Here is a 17,143-nt window from a genome sequence, read left to right as displayed (position 1 = left end):
CGGCGATACCTCCGGCGAGAGGGGGCGGACTGCTGGTGCGTCGCTGGCTGGTTCTGGCGGCGCTGTGAGTCTACGACTCGGGTCCGACAACACGGCGCGGCTCCCCGTACCGCCACCCGCGCCGGTCCGCCGGAGGGGTCCGCCGCGCGCCGGCCGCCCTCTGTAGTCCCATCCGTTACCCGCCTTTAGGTCACACATACGCTCGCGCATGGCACACTCTGTCGCCATGGAGGACATACGGCCGAGGCTGAGGGCGCTGCGCGCTGCCCTTTTCGCCGCGCTGTGCGTCACCCTCTCCTCCACCTCCCATGTGCTGATGTCGCACACCCCGCTGCCGCTGACCGTGGTCGGCGGCGCGTTCGGCGGCGTCTTCACGCTGGCGTATCTGCTGGGCGGCCGGCACGAGCGCGGCTTCTGGCCGATCGCGGGCCTGATGGTCCCGCTGGAACTGGCCGTCGACACCGTCTTCACCGCGGGGCAGCAGGCCTGTTACGGGCCCGCGGGCGGCCCGGTGACCGGTTCGTGGTGGTCGTTCCACGAGACGTTCCTGTGCAACGGCGGCCAGGTCGGCGGCCAGGGGCTGTCCGCGGTACCGGGCGGCGCCGCCGCGGCGCAGATGCCGTCCACCGCGCTGCCGTGGCTGCTGCTGGCCGTTCATGTCACCGTCGGCCTGGTCGCGTCCTGGTGGCTGCGGCGCGGTGAGGCCGCGCTGCACCGGGTGCTGCGCGTGATGGCCGCCGCCGCCTTCCGGCCGCTGCTGCTGGCCGTGGCCGCCCGCACCGGGCACGCGGTGCCGCCGCGCCGGTTCCGCCCGGCCGCCCGCGCCTCGGCAGGCCCGCTCGCCGCGCGCCCGCTGCTGCACTCCGTCGTACGCCGTGGTCCGCCCGTCGCGGTCGCAGTCTGACCGTCGTACCGGCACTTTTCCTCTCATACCACCACGCGTCATCACGGAGATCCCCCATGAGCAGCAGGAACAGCAAGGCCAGCAAGCAGGCCGCCCGCGAGCGGCTGCGCGCGGAGCGCGAGCGCGAGGCGAAGCGGGCGAAGGTCCGCCGCCAGATATTCGTCGGCGTCGGCGTCGTCGCGGTGCTGGCCATCGCGGGCGGTGTCGCCGTCGCGGTCAACGCGGCGAACAAGCCCAGCTACTGGGAGTCCGCCAAGAAGGACAAGCTGGTCAAGCCCGCGAACACCTCGGGCACCAACGGCTCGACCATCGTGGTCGGCGACCCGAAGAACAAGAACAACCTCGACCTGTACGAGGACCTGCGCTGCCCGGCGTGCGCGCAATTCGAGCAGACCTCGGGCGCGGACGTCCTCAAGGGCGCCAAGGACGGCAAGTACAAGATCACGTACCACTTCGGCACGTTCCTGGACGGCAACCTCGGCGGCACCGGCTCCAAGAACGCGCTGAGCGCGGTCGGCGCGGCGGCCAACGTGAGCCTGGACGCCTTCGAGGCGTACCACACGCTGCTCTACTCCAAGGACCACCACCCGGAGGAGTCCGGCCCCGACCTGTTCGCGGACGACGCCAACATGATCAAGCTGGCGCAGTTGGTCCCGGCGCTCAAGGACAACGCCGCGTTCCAGACCGCGGTCAAGGAGGGCACCTACGACAAGTGGGCGCTGGACTCCTCCGACGCGTTCAACGCGGCGGGCATCCAGTCCACGCCGACCATCAGGCTCAACGGCAAGGCGCTGACCGCCGACGGCGTGATGGACCAGATCACGGCGGGCCTGAAGTAGCGGCACGCTGCTCCGAACGGCAGGGGCCGGTCCCGTACGCGTACGGGACCGGCCCCTGCCGTTTGGCGCGGCGCGGTCTCCTGCGGCCCCGCGGTCCTACAGCCCGGCCAGGAAGTCCAGGGCGACCGCCCAGGTCTTCTCGGCGGCCTCGGCGTCGTGGTCCGGCAGGTCGGGGTCGGTGTAGAGGTGGCCGGCGCCCCGGTAACGGTGCACCTCGACGTCGGCGCCGGCCTTGCGCATCCCCAGGTACCAGGAGTTCAGCCAGTCCTCGGACTCGAAGGGGTCGGGGTCGGCGACGTGGAGCTGTACGGGGATGTCGGTGGCCGCGTCGTCGGCGATGTCCGAGGTGCCGTGCAGGAGCAGCAGCCCGCGCGCCTTCTCGTCGCCGAGCGCCACGGTCTGCGCGAGGGCCCCGCCCAGCGAGAAGCCCGCGTAGACCAGCTCCCGCTCCGAGTACGGCGCCGCCGCGAGGACCGCCCGGCGCAGCAGCTCCTCATTGCCGATCTCCTCGCGGATCGCCCGTCCCGCCTCGACGGTGTCCACGACGCGGCCGTCGTACAGATCGGGCACGACGACCTCGTGCCCGGCCGCCCGCAGCCGGTCGGCGGCGGCGTGCACGGCGGGACGCGGTCCGTAGACGGAGTGGAACAGGACGATCGTCACAGGGCTGCCTTTGTTCGGGTTCGGTACGCGACCATGGTGCCAGCTACCCTCCTTGGGCGGAGCGCCGCGATACGAAGACCCGATGATCCGGGTTTCCTACAAGAAAGCCGAGGTGGACGCGGGATGGTGATGGACAGCGCGCTGCGCCCGGTTCTCGTCGTCTGTGTGGCGGTCGGGGTCTCGCTGGTCGTGGGGTGGACCGTCGACCGCTCTCTGCGCAAGGTGGACGGCCGGCACCCCGAGACCCCGCTGTGGCATCTGCTGCGCCGCTGCGGCATACCCCTCCAGGTGGTGATCTGCACCGCCATACTGCGCGGCGGCTACCGGTCCGCCCATTTGTCGAGGGATCACGCGGAGGCCGTCGGCCAGTTCCTCGTGCTGGTGCTGATCGCCGCGTCCGGCTGGCTGGTGGTACGGGTCGCCGCCGCGGTCATCGACTCCTCGTACGCGCGCTACGTCGCGGTAAGCCACGACGTGCCCAAGATCCGCCGCCTGCGCACCCAGCTCACGCTGATCCAGCGGGTGTTCACCGCGATCGTGACGGTCATCGTCGTCGCGTCGATGCTCTTCACCTTCCCCGCGATGCGGACGGTCGGGGCGTCGGTGCTGGCCTCCGCGGGCATCATCGGCATCGTCGCCGGTGTGGCCGCCCAGTCCACGCTCGCGAATCTCTTCGCCGGTCTCCAGATCGCCTTCGGCGACATGGTGCGGATCGGCGACACGGTGGTCGTGGAGGGCCAGTGGGGTGTGGTCGAGGAGATCACCCTCACCTTCCTGAGCGTGCGCACCTGGGACGAGCGGCGGATCACGATGCCGGTGTCGTACTTCACCAGCAATCCGTTCGAGAACTGGTCCCGCGGCGACCCGCGGATGACCGGCACCGTCCTGCTGCACCTGGACCACTCGGCGCCGGTGGCGCTGATGCGCAAGCGGCTGCTGGAGATCCTGGAGAGCTGCGCGGAGTGGGACCGCAGGGCGTGGGGGCTCGTCGTGATCGACTCCACCCCGACCACGATCCAGGTCAGGGCGCTGGCCACCGCGAAGGACTCGGACGACATCTTCAACCTGCGCTGCATCGTCCGCGAGCAGCTGATCGACTGGCTGCGCTGCGAGCACCCGTACGCGCTGCCCCGGCTCAGCACCGCGCCCGCGCCCGGCCAGGAGCAGGACCCGGGCCGGGAGGCGGCCCCGGCACCGGACTCGGGCGACCTGGGCCCGGGACCGGGCGCCAGGTAAGAGGCTCTTACGCTTCCGAGGGGCCCTTACGCTGCGGGGCGTTACGGCAATGCGGGGCTCTCACCTGTCAGCCGCGCATCGAGCGCAGGTCGAGCTGGCGCAGCACCCGGTCGACGACCTCCGGGTCGTACCCCGCCTCACTGCGCGCCGACAGCACCTCGTGCCGGGCGGCGGACATCATCTCGTCCTGGATGCGGCGGACCGACTTGAGCCGCTTGACGCGCTTGGCGTGGCTCTCGCGCCGCTCGTCGTCAACGATGTCCGGGCAGATCCGCGCGCCGAGGTCGAAGGCGCGGCGGTGCAGCAGCTCCGACAGGTCGTCGCTCAGCGGCTCGACGGACTCGATGTCGCGCAGCCGCGCCTTGGCGGCCGTCATGGCCCGCAGCGCGAGCATCTTCTCCAGGTCGTGCTCGGCGTCGATGTCGCTGCGCACCCCGAGCCGTTTCACCAGCCACGGCAGCGTCAGCCCCTGGAGCACCAGCGTGCTGAGCACCACCGCGAAGGCGATGAACAAGATCTCCGTGCGGGCCGGGAAGCCGTCGCCGCTGTCGGTGGTCAGCGGGATGGCCAGGGCCAGCGCGACGGACGCAACGCCGCGCATCCCCGACCACCACATGATGACGCTCTCGCGCCAGCTCATCGGGATGTCCTCGTCCAGGTCGCGCAGCTTGTGCATCTTGCGCGCCGCCCAGGTCGCGGGCAGCAGATACAGCAGCCGTACGCCGATGACCACCGCGACCACTATGGCGGCGTGCCGCACCATCGGGCCCCAGTCGCCCGCGCCGACCCGGAACACATTGTGCAGTTCGAGGCCGATCAGGCCGAAGGCGATGCCGGTGACGAGGGTGTCGACGATCTCCCAGAAGGTGTTGCCCGCCAGACGGGCCGTCACGTCGTCGGCCTCGAAGGCGTATTCGGCCAGGAACAGCGCGGTGGTGAGCACGGCAAGGACGCCGGAGCCGCCGAACTCCTCGGCCAGCGCGTAGGAGGCGAAGGGCACCAGCAGTGACAGGCCGATCTGCAAGGTGGGATCGCCGACCACGCCCATCAGCTTGTTGGCGCCCCAGCCGAGGGCCAGGCCGACCGCGATCGCGACCACGGCGGACAGCACGAGTTCCAGGGCCGCGTGGGGCGCGGAGAAGTTGCCGGACAGCGCCGCCGCGACGGCCACGTGGTACAGCACGATCGCGGTGACGTCGTTGAACAGCCCCTCGCCCTCCAGGATGGAGATCATGCGCCGGGGCAGTCCGAGGCTGCCCGCGACGGCCGTGGCGGCCACCGGGTCGGGCGGCGCCACGAGCGCGCCGAGCGCGAAGGCCCCGGCCAGTGTGATCTCCGGCACGACCGCGTCGGCGACCGCCGCCACCGCGGCCGTGGTGACGAAGACCAGCGCGACCGCGAGGAGGAAGATCGCCCGCCGGTTCGCGGCGAACTGCCGCCAGGAGGTGCGCTGTACGGACGCGTAGAGCAGCGGGGGCAGCACCAGCGGCAGGATCAGGTCGGGGTCGATCTGGACGTTGGGCACCTGCGGGAGCAGCGCGAGGACCCCGCCGAGCAGCGTCATCAGGACCGGCGAGGGCAGCCCGATCCGGTCGCTGAGCGGCACCATGACGATGGCCGCGAGCATGAGGAAGAAGAAGAGAGCGAGCTGATCCACGGCGTCACGATGCCACACCGGCTCCGCGCCGCCGGACCCCCGGCTGCCCTGCCGTGCCGTTTCACCGGCCCCGATACGGCTACTCGCTGTCGGCGCGGATCACGTCGAGGGCGTGCCGGAGGTCGTCCGGGTACTCGCTGCTGAACTCCACCCAGCGCCCGTCCGAAGGGTGTTCGAAGCCCAACTGCTTGGCGTGCAGCCACTGCCGGGTCAGGCCCAGGCGCTTGGCGAGTGTCGGGTCGGCGCCGTAGGTGATGTCGCCGACGCAGGGGTGGCGGTGCGCGGACATGTGCACCCGGATCTGGTGGGTGCGGCCGGTCTCCAGCTTGATGTCCAGCAGGCTGGCGGAGCGGAACGCCTCGATGAGGTCGTAGTGCGTCACGGACGCCTTGCCGTCGGCGACGACCGCCCACTTGTAGTCGTGGTGGGGGTGACGGCCGATCGGCGCGTCGATCGTGCCGCTCATCGGGTCCGGGTGGCCCTGCACCAGAGCGTGGTAGCGCTTGTCCACGACACGGTCCCTGAACTGCGCCTTGAGCAGTGTGTACGCCCGCTCGGACTTGGCGACCACCATCAGGCCCGAGGTGCCGACGTCGAGCCGGTGCACGATGCCCTGGCGCTCGGCGGCGCCCGAGGTGGAGATCCGGTATCCGGCGGCGGCGAGGCCGCCGATCACGGTGGTGCCGGTCCACCCGGGGCTCGGGTGGGCGGCGACGCCGACCGGCTTGAGGACGACGACGATGTCCTCGTCGTCGTGGACGATCTCCATGCCCTCGACCGGCTCCGCGACGATCCGCACCGGGGCGGCGGCCTCGGGCATCTCGACCTCCAGCCACGCCCCGCCGTGCACCCGCTCGGACTTCCCCGCGGCCGACCCGTCGATCGACACCTTGCCCGCCGCCGCCAGCTCTGCGGCCTTCGTCCGCGAGAAGCCGAACATCCGGGCGATGGCGGCGTCGACACGCTCGCCCTCGAGGCCGTCGGGCACGGGCAGGGAACGGATTTCCGGAACGGTACTCACCACACGAGTATGCCGGACCCGCCGCCCCCGGCCGTACCAGTGCGGGACGCCGCGCTCGCGAGGGACGGTACGCCGGGTTCTCGGCCCGCGCGCCCGAGCGGCCCCCTTGCCCAGGACCCGTTCTTTGAGGGGCGCGGGACAGGGCGCCCCCGACGGGAGTCAGTCCTCGCGGTGGACGGTGCCGTCCGGGTCGACGCCGCGGAAGGAGAGCAGGACGATCAGGGCGCCGCCGCAGCAGATGGCGGAGTCGGCGAGGTTGAAGACGGCGAAGTGCTCGGGCGCGATGAAGTCCACCACCCGGCCCTGGAAGCCACCGGGAGTGCGGAAGACGCGGTCGGTGAGGTTGCCGAAGGCGCCGCCGAGGAGCAGGCCGAGCGCGACGGCCCACGGCAGGCTGTGCAGACGGCGGGAGAGCCGCGCGATCACGACGATGACACCGGTCGCGATCATCGTGAAGACGATCGTCATGCCCTGCCCCATGCCGAAGGCCGCCCCCGCGTTCCGGATCGCGTCCAGCCGCAGGTAGTGGCCGAAGACATTGACCGGCTCGTGGTTCTCCAGGCTGGAGACCACCCAGATCTTGGAGAGCAGGTCGAGGAGGTACGCCAGCGCCGCCACCCCGATCAGGGTGACGATCCGGCGCCGCCGCCGCGAGACGGCCTGCGGCCCGGCGGGCTCGTCGCCCTGCGCCGCCCGCTCCGTCCCGTCCGCCGCCGGAGCGGCCTGCTCCGACGGCTCGGCGACGCCCGACTCCTCGACGCCCGTACCGCCGTCAGGCGTCGCGTCCGGCGTCTCCTCCGGCGTGGTGATGGTGCGCTCCGCTTCCGTCACGTGAGTCCCTCAGCCTTTGTGCTCCGTGCCCGCCAGGCCGAATCCTGACTGATGACGAGGGTACGGCACGCCCGTACGACCGGGGCCGTCCGCGGGAGGAGCCCTCAGCGCCGCTCCTGCTTCTGCTTGCAGTCCAGGCACAGCGTGGCCCGCGGGAACGCCTGCATGCGGGCCTTGCCGATCGGATTGCCGCAGGATTCACAGAGGCCGTACGTGCCCTCGTCCAGCCGTTCCAGGGCGTGCCTGGTCTGCGCCAGCATCTCGCGGGTGTTGGCGGCGAGCGCCATCTCGTACTCGCGGGTGATGTTCTTGGTGCCGGTGTCGGCCTCGTCGTCACCCGCGCCGTCGCCCGAGTCGCGCAGCAGGCCCGCCACGGCCGCCTCCGAGGAGCTGATGCCCTCCGTGAGCCGCTGAACCTCGCCCAGCAGCTCGGCGCGGGCCTCCTCGACCTCCTCCGGCGTCCACGGGTCCTCGCCGGGGAGGACGGCCAGGCCGCCGGGGCCCGCGGTGCGGGCGGCGGGCACCGCGGACGCGGCCCCCGTGGTCGCGGCCGTACCCGCCGCGGTCTTCTTCGCTGCCACCTTGCCGGCTCCCGTCTTCTTCGCCGTACGGCCCGTCGCCGCCTTTTCGGCCGCCGCCTTCTTCGCGGCCGTCTTCTTCGCCGGCGCCTTCGCGGCGGCGGCCTTCCCTGCCGGAGCCGTCTCCTTGGCTGCCGTCTTCTTCGCCACTGCCTTCTTCGCCGCCGTCTTCTTGGCTGCCTTCTTGGCCGGGGCCTTCTTGGCCGCCGCCTTCTTCCGCGGTGCCTCCTCGGCCGCGTCGCCCTCCTCCGCATCGATGGCGACCGTGACCGTACGCACGGACTTCCTCGCCGCCGCGGGCCCGCGGGCAGGCGCCACGGACGCCCCGGTCACACCGGGATGGTCAGAGCCGGCCGCAGGCCGTCCCGTTTTCTTCACGACCATGGCCGCGACCCCTTCACATCCGTGATCTTGTTCGCGAATCGTGCCGGAAACGGTAAATCGGCTCCGGACCCGCGGCAACGGGGCGCGCTGCCTGGCCGACCGGTCCGCCCCGGAGGACGGGCAGGTCTGCATCCGTTGTGCCCAGCTCACCGCCAGGTATTCCGGTACCTGGCGGTAACGATCCGTGACAGTCGCCGTCAGGGCGCGCGGAGCAGGCCATTCGGGTCAGTGGGCGGCCCCGGCAAACCGTTCGGCCGGGCCGCTCCCAGCGCCGTACACTGAGCGCAGCGAAAGGCGTGGATGGGACGAGTAGCGCCGCACGCAGCCATGAGCGACCCGGGGACGGTGGAAGCCCGGGGGTGTGCGCGGTGCGAAAATCACCCCGGAGCCGCCGGAAGAAAGCCCGCGGGAGGCCCCTCAAGGCCCCCGGGCGAGTAGAACCGGCGTCGCTGCCCCAATGAGGGGGCGGTGGGTTCCCCGCGTGCGGGGCGCCTCCACCGCCAAGGAGGGTGGTACCGCGGGAGCGCTCGCTCTCGTCCCTTCGACGGAGTACGCACCAGTGTCCGCCGGAGGAAACCACCGATGAGCGACCACCAGACCGCGCAGGGACAGCCGCAGCCGCCGCAGTACCGGCCGGTGCCCGCCCAGGTCGACCTGCCCGCCCTCGAACACGAGGTGCTCGACCTCTGGAGCGAGCGGAAGACCTTCGCCCGTTCCGTCGAGCAGAGCCGCGGCCTGCCCGACTGGGTCTTCTACGAGGGCCCGCCGACCGCCAACGGCATGCCCGGCGCCCACCACATCGAGGCCCGCGTCTTCAAGGACGTCTTCCCGCGCTTCAAGACCATGCAGGGCCACCACGTGACCCGCAAGGCCGGCTGGGACTGCCACGGGCTGCCGGTCGAACTGGCGGTGGAAAAGGAACTGGGCTTCACCACCAAGCAGGACATCGAGGACTACGGCGTCGCGGAGTTCAACGCGAAGTGCCGTGAGTCGGTGACCCGGTACACCGACGCCTTCACCGACCTGACCACGCGCATGGGCTACTGGGTCGACCTCGACAACGCCTACCGGACGATGGACCCGGAGTACGTCCAGTCCGTGTGGTGGTCGCTCAAGCAGATCTTCGACAAGGGCCTGCTGGTCCAGGACTACCGGGTGGCGCCCTGGTGCCCGAAGGACCAGACCGGCCTGTCCGACCACGAACTGGCCCAGGGATACGAGACGGTCGTCGACCCGTCGGTCTTCGTCCGCTTCCCGCTGACCGGCGGCCCGCTGGCGGGCGAGGCCGCGCTGCTGGTGTGGACGACCACGCCCTGGACGCTGGTCTCCAACACCGCCGTCGCCGCGCACCCCGACGTGACATACGTCGTCGCCACCGACGGCACCGAGAAGCTGGTCGTCGCCGAGCCGCTGCTCGGCAAGGCGCTGGGTGAGGGCTGGACGGCGACCGGGCAGTCCTTCACCGGCCGCGAGATGGAACGCTGGACGTATCAGCGGCCGTTCGACTTCGTCGAGATCCCGGACGCGCACTATGTGGTGAACGCCGAGTACGTCACCACCGAGGACGGCACGGGCCTGGTCCACCAGTCCCCCGCCTTCGGTGAGGACGACCTCAAGACCTGCCGCGCGTACGGCCTTCCGGTGGTCAACCCGGTGCGCCGCGACGGCACCTTCGAGCCGGACGTCCCCCTGGTCGGCGGGGTCTTCTTCAAGAAGGCCGACGAGGCGCTGGTCGCCGAACTCCAGGCTTCGGGACGGCTGTTCCGCCACCTGCCGTACGAGCACAGCTACCCGCACTGCTGGCGCTGCCACACCGCGCTGCTCTACTACGCGCAGCCGTCCTGGTACATCAGGACCACCGCGGTCAAGGACGCCCTGCTGCGGGAGAACGAGAAGACCAACTGGCACCCGGACTCGGTCAAGCACGGCCGCTTCGGCGACTGGCTGAAGAACAACGTCGACTGGGCGCTGTCGCGCAACCGCTACTGGGGTACGCCGCTGCCGATCTGGCGCTGCGAGGACGGCCATCTGACGTGTGTCGGCTCGCTGGCCGAACTCGGCGAACTGACCGGCACCGACCAGTCCGGGCTCGACCCGCACCGCCCGTACATCGACGCGGTCACCTTCGGCTGCCCGTCCTGCGGCGGCACCGCGACCCGCGTCCCCGAGGTGATCGACGCCTGGTACGACTCGGGTTCGATGCCGTTCGCGCAGTGGGGCTACCCGTTCCACAACAAGGAGGTCTTCGAGCGCACGTACCCGGCGCAGTTCATCGCGGAGGCGATCGACCAGACCCGCGGCTGGTTCTACACGCTGATGGCCATCGGCACGCTCGTCTTCGACAGGTCGAGTTACGAGAACGTGGTCTGCCTCGGCCACATCCTCGCCGAGGACGGCCGCAAGATGTCCAAGCACCTGGGCAACATCCTCCAGCCGATCCCGCTCATGGACCAGCACGGCGCCGACGCGGTGCGCTGGTTCATGGCGGCCGGCGGCTCCCCGTGGGCGGCCCGCCGGGTCGGCCACGGCACGATCCAGGAGGTCGTCCGCAAGACGCTGCTCACGTACTGGAACACGGTCGCCTTCCAGGCGCTGTACGCCCGTACGTCCGGCTGGGCCCCCTCGGCGGCCGACCCGGCCGTCGAGGACCGCCCGCTGCTCGACCGCTGGCTGGTCGGCGAGCGGAACGTGCTGGTGCGCGAGGTCACCGACGCGCTGGAGTCGTACGACACCCAGCGCGCGGGCAAGCTGCTGTCGGCCTTCGTGGACGACCTGTCGAACTGGTACGTGCGCCGTTCGCGGCGCCGTTTCTGGCAGGGCGACCCGGCCGCGCTGCGCACCCTGCACGACGTGGTGGAGACCGTGACGCGGCTGATGGCCCCGCTGGTGCCGTTCATCACCGAACGGGTCTGGCAGGACCTGGTGGTGCCGGTGGTCCCCGGTGCCCCCGACTCCGTCCACCTCTCGTCCTGGCCCGTCGTGGACGAGCGGCACGTCGACCCGGCCCTGTCGGAGCGGATGCTGCTCGTACGGCGGCTGGTCGAGCTGGGCCGTGCCACGCGCGCGGAGTCCGGCGTCAAGACGCGTCAGCCGCTGTCGCGCGCGCTGGTCGCCGCCGCGGGCTTCGAGGGGCTCTCGGCCGAGCTGCGGGCGCAGATCACCGAGGAGTTGAACGTCAGCTCCCTGGCGTCGCTGTCCGAGGTCGGCGGGTCGCTGGTCGACACCACGGCCAAGGCCAACTTCCGCGCGCTGGGCAAGCGTTTCGGCAAGGGCGTCCAGGCCGTGGCGGCCGCGGTCGCCGCCGCCGACGCGGCGGCCCTGTCGGCGGCGCTGCGCGACGGCGGTACGGCCTCGGTGGTCGTGGACGGCGAGGAGGTCGCGCTCGCTCCTGAAGAGGTCATCATCACCGAGACCCCGCGCGAAGGGTGGTCGGTCGCCTCCGACTCCGGCGCCACGGTCGCGCTCGACCTGGAGATCACTCCCGAACTCCGCCTGGCCGGGCTCGCCCGCGACGCCATCCGTCTGATCCAGGAGGCCCGCAAGACCTCCGGCTTCGACGTGGCCGACCGGATCCACGTCCGCTACGCCACGGCCGAGCCCGACGTCTCGACGGCCCTGTCCACCCACGCCTCCCTCATCTCCGAGGAGGTCCTGGCGGACAGCTTCACCGACGCGTCGGCCGATGCCTCCTTCGGCCCGGCGTTCACGGACGAGTCCCTGGCCCTGACCTTCCACCTGCGCAAGAGCTGAGCCCCGTAGGGGCGAAGTCCCCTTCGCACGGTGGTCGTCACACAGAACAGGGCCGGGCCCCGCGGGGAAAAGGATTCCCCGGGGGCCCGGCCCTGTGTGGTGCGGGTCCAGCCGACCGCTAGGTCAGTTGTCGTCCTCGTCGATCAGGAAACCGCGCATCGGCGTCGGCGCCTGCTGCATCGGCTGCGGCGCCTGCGGCCGTACCGGTGCCATCGGCTGGGTCATGGCAGGAGACATCTGCTGCTGGCCGCCGTACGTCGGGCCGGGGGTGTGACCGCCCATGCCCTGGCCGCCGTAGGACGGCGCGGAGCCCGCGTGTCCCATACCGGCGCCCGCGCCGGCCGGTGCCATGCCGTTGCCCATACCGCCGTTGCCCATGGATCCGCCCATCGAGCCGCCCATGGTGGACGCGGCCGGGAGGGAGGGAGCCGCGGGGGTGGTACGCGGCGGAGCCAGCGAGTCGTCGGCCTGGTTCTCGAGCTGACGGAGCTGGGACTCCAGGTAGGACTTCAGACGCGTGCGGTACTCGCGCTCGAAGCCGCGCAGGTCCTCGACCTTGCGCTCCAACGTGGCGCGGGCGGACTCCAGGGAGCCCATCGCGACGCGGTGCTTCTCCTGGGCGTCCCGCTCAAGAGCGTCCGCCTTGGCGCGGGCGTCCCGCTCCAGGCCCTCGGCGCGGCTGCGGGCCTCGCCGACGATCTTGTTGGCCTCGGAACGCGCTTCCGCGATGGCCTGGTCCGCCGTCTGCTGCGCGAGCGAGAGCACGCGGGCAGCGCTGTCGCCACCGGGTCCCTGCTGCTGCATCGGGTGGTGCTGCTGCTGTTGTTGCTGCTGCTGCATCGGGTGCTGGCCCATGGGGCCGGGTCCCTGCTGCTGCATCGGGTGCTGGCCCATCGGGCCAGGCCCCTGCTGCTGCATGGGGTGCCCCATCTGCTGCTGCATCGGGCCGGGCCCGTGCTGCTGCTGGGCGCTGGGGCCGGGCGGCAACTGCGGCATACCGCCCTGCTGCTGCGGCGGACCCATCTGCTGCTGCGGCACCGGCTGCGGACCGGATATGGCAGCGGGCACCGGCCGGTCCTGCTGTTCGGGCTTGCGCATGCCCTGTTGCTGGTTCTGGGCGGCGGCACGGGTGGCCGCGGCCAGTTTGGCGCGCAAGTCCTCGTTTTCGCGGAGCAATCGAGTCAGCTCCGCCTCCACCTCGTCGAGGAAGGCGTCGACCTCATCCTCGTCATAGCCCTCTCGGAGGCGGACGGTCGTGAACTGCTTGTTCCGAACGTCCTCGGGGGTCAGCGGCATCTCTTCACCTCAACGTGATCGTCGACATATCGGGAGCCCGCACCGTTCACATCAAGTTCCCAACGACGGAGATCAGGATGTACACGATGATCATCAATACGAAGAAGGACAGGTCGAGCGCCACGCCCCCGAGACGTAGCGGCGGGATGAACCGCCGCAAGAGCTTGAGTGGCGGATCGGTGACAGTGTAGGTGCCCTCCAGGAGCACCACCATCGCCTTCCCAGGGTGCCATGAACGGGCGAACTGGAAGACGTAATCCATCACCAATCGGAAGATCAGCACAAACAGGAAGCAGTACAGCGCGATGTACAGCACCTGGAGTGCGACACTCATCGCGCTTCCCTCTCCCCTGCTCGTCTTCGGCCCGGTGGCCGGGTCCCTGCGGTTGCGTCTCGTTCAGCTCTGGTTGAAGAACCCGCCCTCGGCGATCCGGGCTTTGTCCTCCGCCGTGACATCGACGTTAGCAGGCGACAGGAGGAACACCTTCTGCGTCACCCGCTCGATGCTTCCGTGAAGACCGAAGACCAGGCCGGCGGCGAAGTCGACAAGACGCTTCGCGTCCGTGTCGTCCATCTCCGTCAGATTCATGATCACCGGCGTTCCCTCGCGGAAGTGTTCCCCGATGGTACGGGCTTCGTTGTAGGTCCGGGGGTGCAGTGTCGTGATCCGGTACGGCTCTCGCTCTGACACGACCTTGGGCATGATCACCGGTGCGTTCTTCTCCAGGCTGTGACGTTCGGGTGTGATGGACGCCACGGGGGCGATCCGCGGTTCACGGGGCGCCGGGGCGTGTACGAGACGCGCCGGTTCGTCCTGCGACGACTGGTGCTGGCTCTGTGGTACGTGCTGCGGCACGTGCTGGCTGACCTGCTGCTGACGGCGAGGGGCACGCTCGGGGTCGGCGCTGGCCCGTGCTGCGGGCGGAGCGGCCATCTCGGGCTCGAACTCGTCGTCGGGGTCAAATCCCGGCCCGTCGTATCCGTCGTCCTCCACGAGGCCGAGGTAGACCGCCATCTTGCGCATCGCGCCGGCCATGCTCTGCGTCCTCTCAGCGGGGTTGCGGTCCTCGGCCGCCGCTCGGACGGCCGCCACACCATATTTATGCTGTGGTCCGACTTGTTGGTGACGTTACCCGAGCCCGGGACGGACTCCGAGTACCGCCGTACCGACGCGTACATGTGTCGCTCCGGCCGCAACGGCTTCGTCGAGGTCCTGGCTCATCCCTGCCGAGACCATGTTCGCAGCCGGATGGGTCTCGCGCAGGCCGGATGAGATTTCCATCAACCGATCGAAGGCGGCGCGGGGTTGGCCCGCGTATGCCCCGGCCAGCGGCGCGACGGTCATCAGGCCGTCGAGACGCAGCCCCGGTGCCGCCGCGATCGCGTCGGCGAGCGCGGCGACCGCGTCGGGTGCCACCCCGCCGCGCTCTCCCTGAGTGCCCGACTCCGCGTCCAGGGCGACCTGGACGAGGCACCCGAGCCGCTTTCCCGCGGCGGTCGCCGCGGTCGACAGCGCGCCGACCAGCCGGAGCCGGTCGACCGAGTGCACATGATCAGAGTAACGGACCACTGAACGAGCCTTGTTGGTCTGCAACTGCCCCACAAAATGCCAAGTAAGCGGAAGATCGGCGCACGCCGTCGCCTTGGGCGCGGCGTCCTGGTCGCGGTTCTCCGCCACATGCCGGACGCCGAGGCCGGCCAGCAGCCGGACGTCGCTTGCCGGGTAGGTCTTGGTGACCACGATCAGGGTCACGTCCGCGCGGTCCCGCCCGGCCGCCTCGCATGCGGCGGTGATCCGCTTCTCGACACGGTCCAGATTCGCGGCGAGTTCCGCGCGCCTGGCGCCGTCCTCGGCCTCGGGGTCGGTCTGATGCTCGGTCACGCGGCGCCGTCCAGCCAGACATAGCCCGCCAGGCGACCGGTGACACCGTCACGGCGGTAGGAGAAGTGATCGGCGGACTCCAGGGTGCACACACCCGCGCCCGGCCCGTCGGATGATCCGGCGCTCGGCCCGAGGTTCACTCCGGCGCGCGCGAGTTGGGCGCGCACCCCCGAAGCCACGTCGACCGCCGGAGTGCCCCAGCTCGTCTCGGCGTACGCCTCCGGCACCGCCCGGGCGACCTCGTCCCGCATCGCGGCGGGCACTTCATAGCACTTTCCGCAGACGGCGGGCCCGAGCAGCGCGGTGATCCGCGCGGGGTCGGCGCCCCGGGCCGTCATCGCCTCGACGGCGGCGGGCACCACACCCGCGACCAGTCCCGGCCGTCCCGCGTGCGCGGCGGCCACGACACCGGCCACCGGGTCGGCGAGCAGTACGGGTACGCAGTCGGCGGTGAGTACGGCGAGCGTGAGGTCGGCGCGGGTGGTGACGAGCGCGTCGACGGCCGGGACCGGCCGGTCGCCCCACGGGGCGTCCACGACGGCGACGTCGCGGCCGTGCACCTGGTTCATCCACACCACCCGGTCGGGGTCGCGGCCGAGATCGGCCGCGGCGCGCTCGCGGTTGGCGCGTACGGCGGCGGGGTCGTCCCCCACCGCGCCGCCGAGGTTGAGGCTGTCGTGCGGAACGGCGCTCACCCCGCCCCACCGGTCGGTGAAGGCGAAGTGCGCGCCGCTCGCTGTCTGGCGGTGCCCTATCACTTCAAGAAGTCGGGTACGTCGAGCTCTTCGGCCGCGGTGTCCTGGTAGGGACGGGCCGGCGGCACGTGCGGGGGCGGGACCGGGGTCGGCGCCTCCGCGACGGGCTCGTTGTCGCTGTCGCGGTCCGACGAGGCGACCGGGACACTGCCGAGGCCGGTGTACGAGGTCGCCGGGCGGGCGGGTTCGGGCTGGCTGGCGATCCGGGCGCCGGAGGCGGGGGTCGTGTCGCGGTATCCGTCGAGCGCCTTGGCGCTGCTCTTGGTGGGCGGCTGGCCCCCGTCGAACCCGGCGGCGATCACGGTGACCCGCACCTCGTCGCCGAGCGCGTCGTCGATGACCGCGCCGAAGATGATGTTGGCCTCGGGGTGGGCCGCCTCGCTGACGAGTTGAGCCGCCTCGTTGATCTCGAACAGGCCGAGGTCGGAGCCGCCGGAGATGGAGAGCAGCACCCCGCGGGCGCCGTCGATGGAGGCTTCGAGCAGCGGCGAGGAGATCGCCATCTCGGCGGCGGCGACCGCGCGGTCGTCACCGCGCGCGGAGCCGATGCCCATGAGGGCCGAACCCGCCTCGGACATCACGGACTTCACGTCGGCGAAGTCGAGGTTGATCAGACCGGGGGTGGTGATCAGGTCGGTGATGCCCTGCACGCCGGAGAGCAGGACCTGGTCGGCCGAGCGGAAGGCGTCGAGCACGCTGACCTGGCGGTCCGAGATGGACAGCAGACGGTCGTTGGGGATGACGATCAGGGTGTCGACGTTCTCCCGCAGCCCCGCGATGCCGTCCTCCGCCTGGTTGGCGCGGCGGCGGCCCTCGAAGGTGAAGGGGCGGGTGACGACCCCGATGGTCAGGGCGCCGAGCGAGCGGGCGATGTTGGCGACGACGGGTGCGCCGCCGGTGCCGGTGCCGCCGCCCTCACCCGCGGTGACGAAGACCATGTCGGCGCCCTTGAGCACCTCTTCGATCTCCTCGCGGTGGTCCTCGGCGGCCTTGCGGCCTACGTCGGGGTTGGCCCCGGCGCCGAGGCCCCGGGTCAGTTCACGGCCGACGTCGAGCTTGACGTCGGCGTCGCTCATCAGGAGGGCCTGCGCATCGGTGTTGATCGCGATGAACTCGACGCCCTTGAGACCGACCTCGATCATCCGGTTGATGGCGTTGACGCCACCGCCGCCGATGCCGACGACCTTGATGACTGCGAGGTAGTTCTGCGGTGCTGCCACGTCGAAGGCCTCTCGCCTCGAGTTACGTATCTTGTGGGACGGTCGGTACGCTCGCCGATGCCGTTCCGAACCCTAACCGTGAGGTTTAGGGTTACCAGTATGCATGTCCCATGTGTTCCTTGGGACG

At 70.9% G+C, this 17,143-nt stretch carries 15 protein-coding genes; 4 read left to right on the top strand and 11 right to left on the bottom strand.

Going from position 1 to position 17,143, the window contains the following annotated elements:
* The first annotated feature begins 208 nt into the window (after positions 1 to 208).
* Positions 209 to 904, top strand: a complete 696-nt coding sequence (locus ACFZBB_RS20745; RefSeq protein WP_391124287.1) for a hypothetical protein — start codon at positions 209 to 211, stop codon at positions 902 to 904.
* A 56-nt stretch (positions 905 to 960) separates the two neighbouring features.
* A complete protein-coding gene (locus ACFZBB_RS20740) occupies positions 961 to 1,743 on the top strand; it encodes a thioredoxin domain-containing protein (RefSeq protein WP_391124284.1) in 783 nt (260 codons plus the stop codon).
* A 96-nt stretch (positions 1,744 to 1,839) separates the two neighbouring features.
* Here the strand turns inward: ACFZBB_RS20740 and ACFZBB_RS20735 are convergent, their stop codons facing one another.
* The gene (locus tag ACFZBB_RS20735; protein ID WP_391124281.1) at positions 1,840 to 2,406 is read right to left on the bottom strand and encodes a dienelactone hydrolase family protein; all 567 of its coding nucleotides are present in this window, start codon (positions 2,404 to 2,406) and stop codon (positions 1,840 to 1,842) included.
* Positions 2,407 to 2,535: 129 nt separating this feature from the next.
* Between ACFZBB_RS20735 and ACFZBB_RS20730 the strand changes: the two genes are divergently transcribed.
* Positions 2,536 to 3,642, top strand: coding sequence for a mechanosensitive ion channel domain-containing protein (locus tag ACFZBB_RS20730; protein WP_391124719.1), 1,107 nt, complete (start codon positions 2,536 to 2,538; stop codon positions 3,640 to 3,642).
* A 67-nt stretch (positions 3,643 to 3,709) separates the two neighbouring features.
* Here the strand turns inward: ACFZBB_RS20730 and ACFZBB_RS20725 are convergent, their stop codons facing one another.
* The 4 genes from ACFZBB_RS20725 to ACFZBB_RS20710 form a co-directional block, all read right to left on the bottom strand.
* A complete protein-coding gene (locus tag ACFZBB_RS20725) occupies positions 3,710 to 5,299 on the bottom strand; it encodes a Na+/H+ antiporter (RefSeq protein ID WP_355334089.1) in 1,590 nt (529 codons plus the stop codon).
* A 79-nt stretch (positions 5,300 to 5,378) separates the two neighbouring features.
* On the bottom strand, positions 5,379 to 6,320 hold the full coding sequence (locus ACFZBB_RS20720; protein WP_355334093.1) for an RluA family pseudouridine synthase: 942 nt from the start codon (positions 6,318 to 6,320) through the stop codon (positions 5,379 to 5,381).
* Between the two features lie 159 nt (positions 6,321 to 6,479).
* Complete coding sequence (lspA, locus tag ACFZBB_RS20715; protein ID WP_391124278.1) at positions 6,480 to 7,151, bottom strand: signal peptidase II; 672 nt, start codon at positions 7,149 to 7,151, stop codon at positions 6,480 to 6,482.
* A gap of 104 nt (positions 7,152 to 7,255) precedes the next feature.
* Positions 7,256 to 8,008 carry a TraR/DksA C4-type zinc finger protein gene (locus ACFZBB_RS20710; protein ID WP_391124275.1) on the bottom strand — a complete coding sequence of 251 codons (753 nt, stop codon included), beginning with the start codon at positions 8,006 to 8,008 and terminating at the stop codon, positions 7,256 to 7,258.
* A 687-nt stretch (positions 8,009 to 8,695) separates the two neighbouring features.
* Here ACFZBB_RS20710 and ileS point away from each other — a divergent pair.
* The gene (ileS, locus tag ACFZBB_RS20705) at positions 8,696 to 11,863 is read left to right on the top strand and encodes an isoleucine--tRNA ligase (RefSeq protein ID WP_391124272.1); all 3,168 of its coding nucleotides are present in this window, start codon (positions 8,696 to 8,698) and stop codon (positions 11,861 to 11,863) included.
* 123 nt (positions 11,864 to 11,986) lie between these two features.
* On the opposite strand, the gene ACFZBB_RS20700 is transcribed toward ileS, so the two are convergent.
* From ACFZBB_RS20700 to ftsZ, 6 genes are all read right to left on the bottom strand, one after another.
* The gene (locus ACFZBB_RS20700) at positions 11,987 to 13,159 is read right to left on the bottom strand and encodes a DivIVA domain-containing protein (protein ID WP_391124269.1); all 1,173 of its coding nucleotides are present in this window, start codon (positions 13,157 to 13,159) and stop codon (positions 11,987 to 11,989) included.
* 46 nt (positions 13,160 to 13,205) lie between these two features.
* Entirely contained in the window at positions 13,206 to 13,493 is a 288-nt protein-coding gene (locus ACFZBB_RS20695; RefSeq protein ID WP_188282132.1) for a YggT family protein, read from the bottom strand.
* Between the two features lie 63 nt (positions 13,494 to 13,556).
* Positions 13,557 to 14,195: a cell division protein SepF gene (locus ACFZBB_RS20690; RefSeq protein WP_188282131.1), complete on the bottom strand. Its 639-nt coding sequence runs from the start codon at positions 14,193 to 14,195 to the stop codon at positions 13,557 to 13,559.
* A 93-nt stretch (positions 14,196 to 14,288) separates the two neighbouring features.
* Positions 14,289 to 15,041, bottom strand: coding sequence for a YggS family pyridoxal phosphate-dependent enzyme (locus tag ACFZBB_RS20685; RefSeq protein WP_391124265.1), 753 nt, complete (start codon positions 15,039 to 15,041; stop codon positions 14,289 to 14,291).
* Positions 15,038 to 15,799, bottom strand: a complete 762-nt coding sequence (gene pgeF / locus ACFZBB_RS20680; protein ID WP_391124262.1) for a peptidoglycan editing factor PgeF — start codon at positions 15,797 to 15,799, stop codon at positions 15,038 to 15,040. The genes ACFZBB_RS20685 and pgeF overlap by 4 nt, the downstream gene beginning before the upstream one ends.
* Positions 15,796 to 17,016: a cell division protein FtsZ gene (ftsZ, locus tag ACFZBB_RS20675; RefSeq protein WP_355334113.1), complete on the bottom strand. Its 1,221-nt coding sequence runs from the start codon at positions 17,014 to 17,016 to the stop codon at positions 15,796 to 15,798. Before ftsZ ends, pgeF begins: the two co-directional genes overlap by 4 nt.
* Positions 17,017 to 17,143 lie beyond the last annotated feature (127 nt).

This window comes from Streptomyces sp. NPDC008139, from assembly GCF_042957025.1.
Lineage (GTDB): Bacteria > Actinomycetota > Actinomycetes > Streptomycetales > Streptomycetaceae > Actinacidiphila.
Note: the sequence above shows the minus strand (reverse complement) of the source record. Positions and strands in the feature narration are given on the sequence as shown.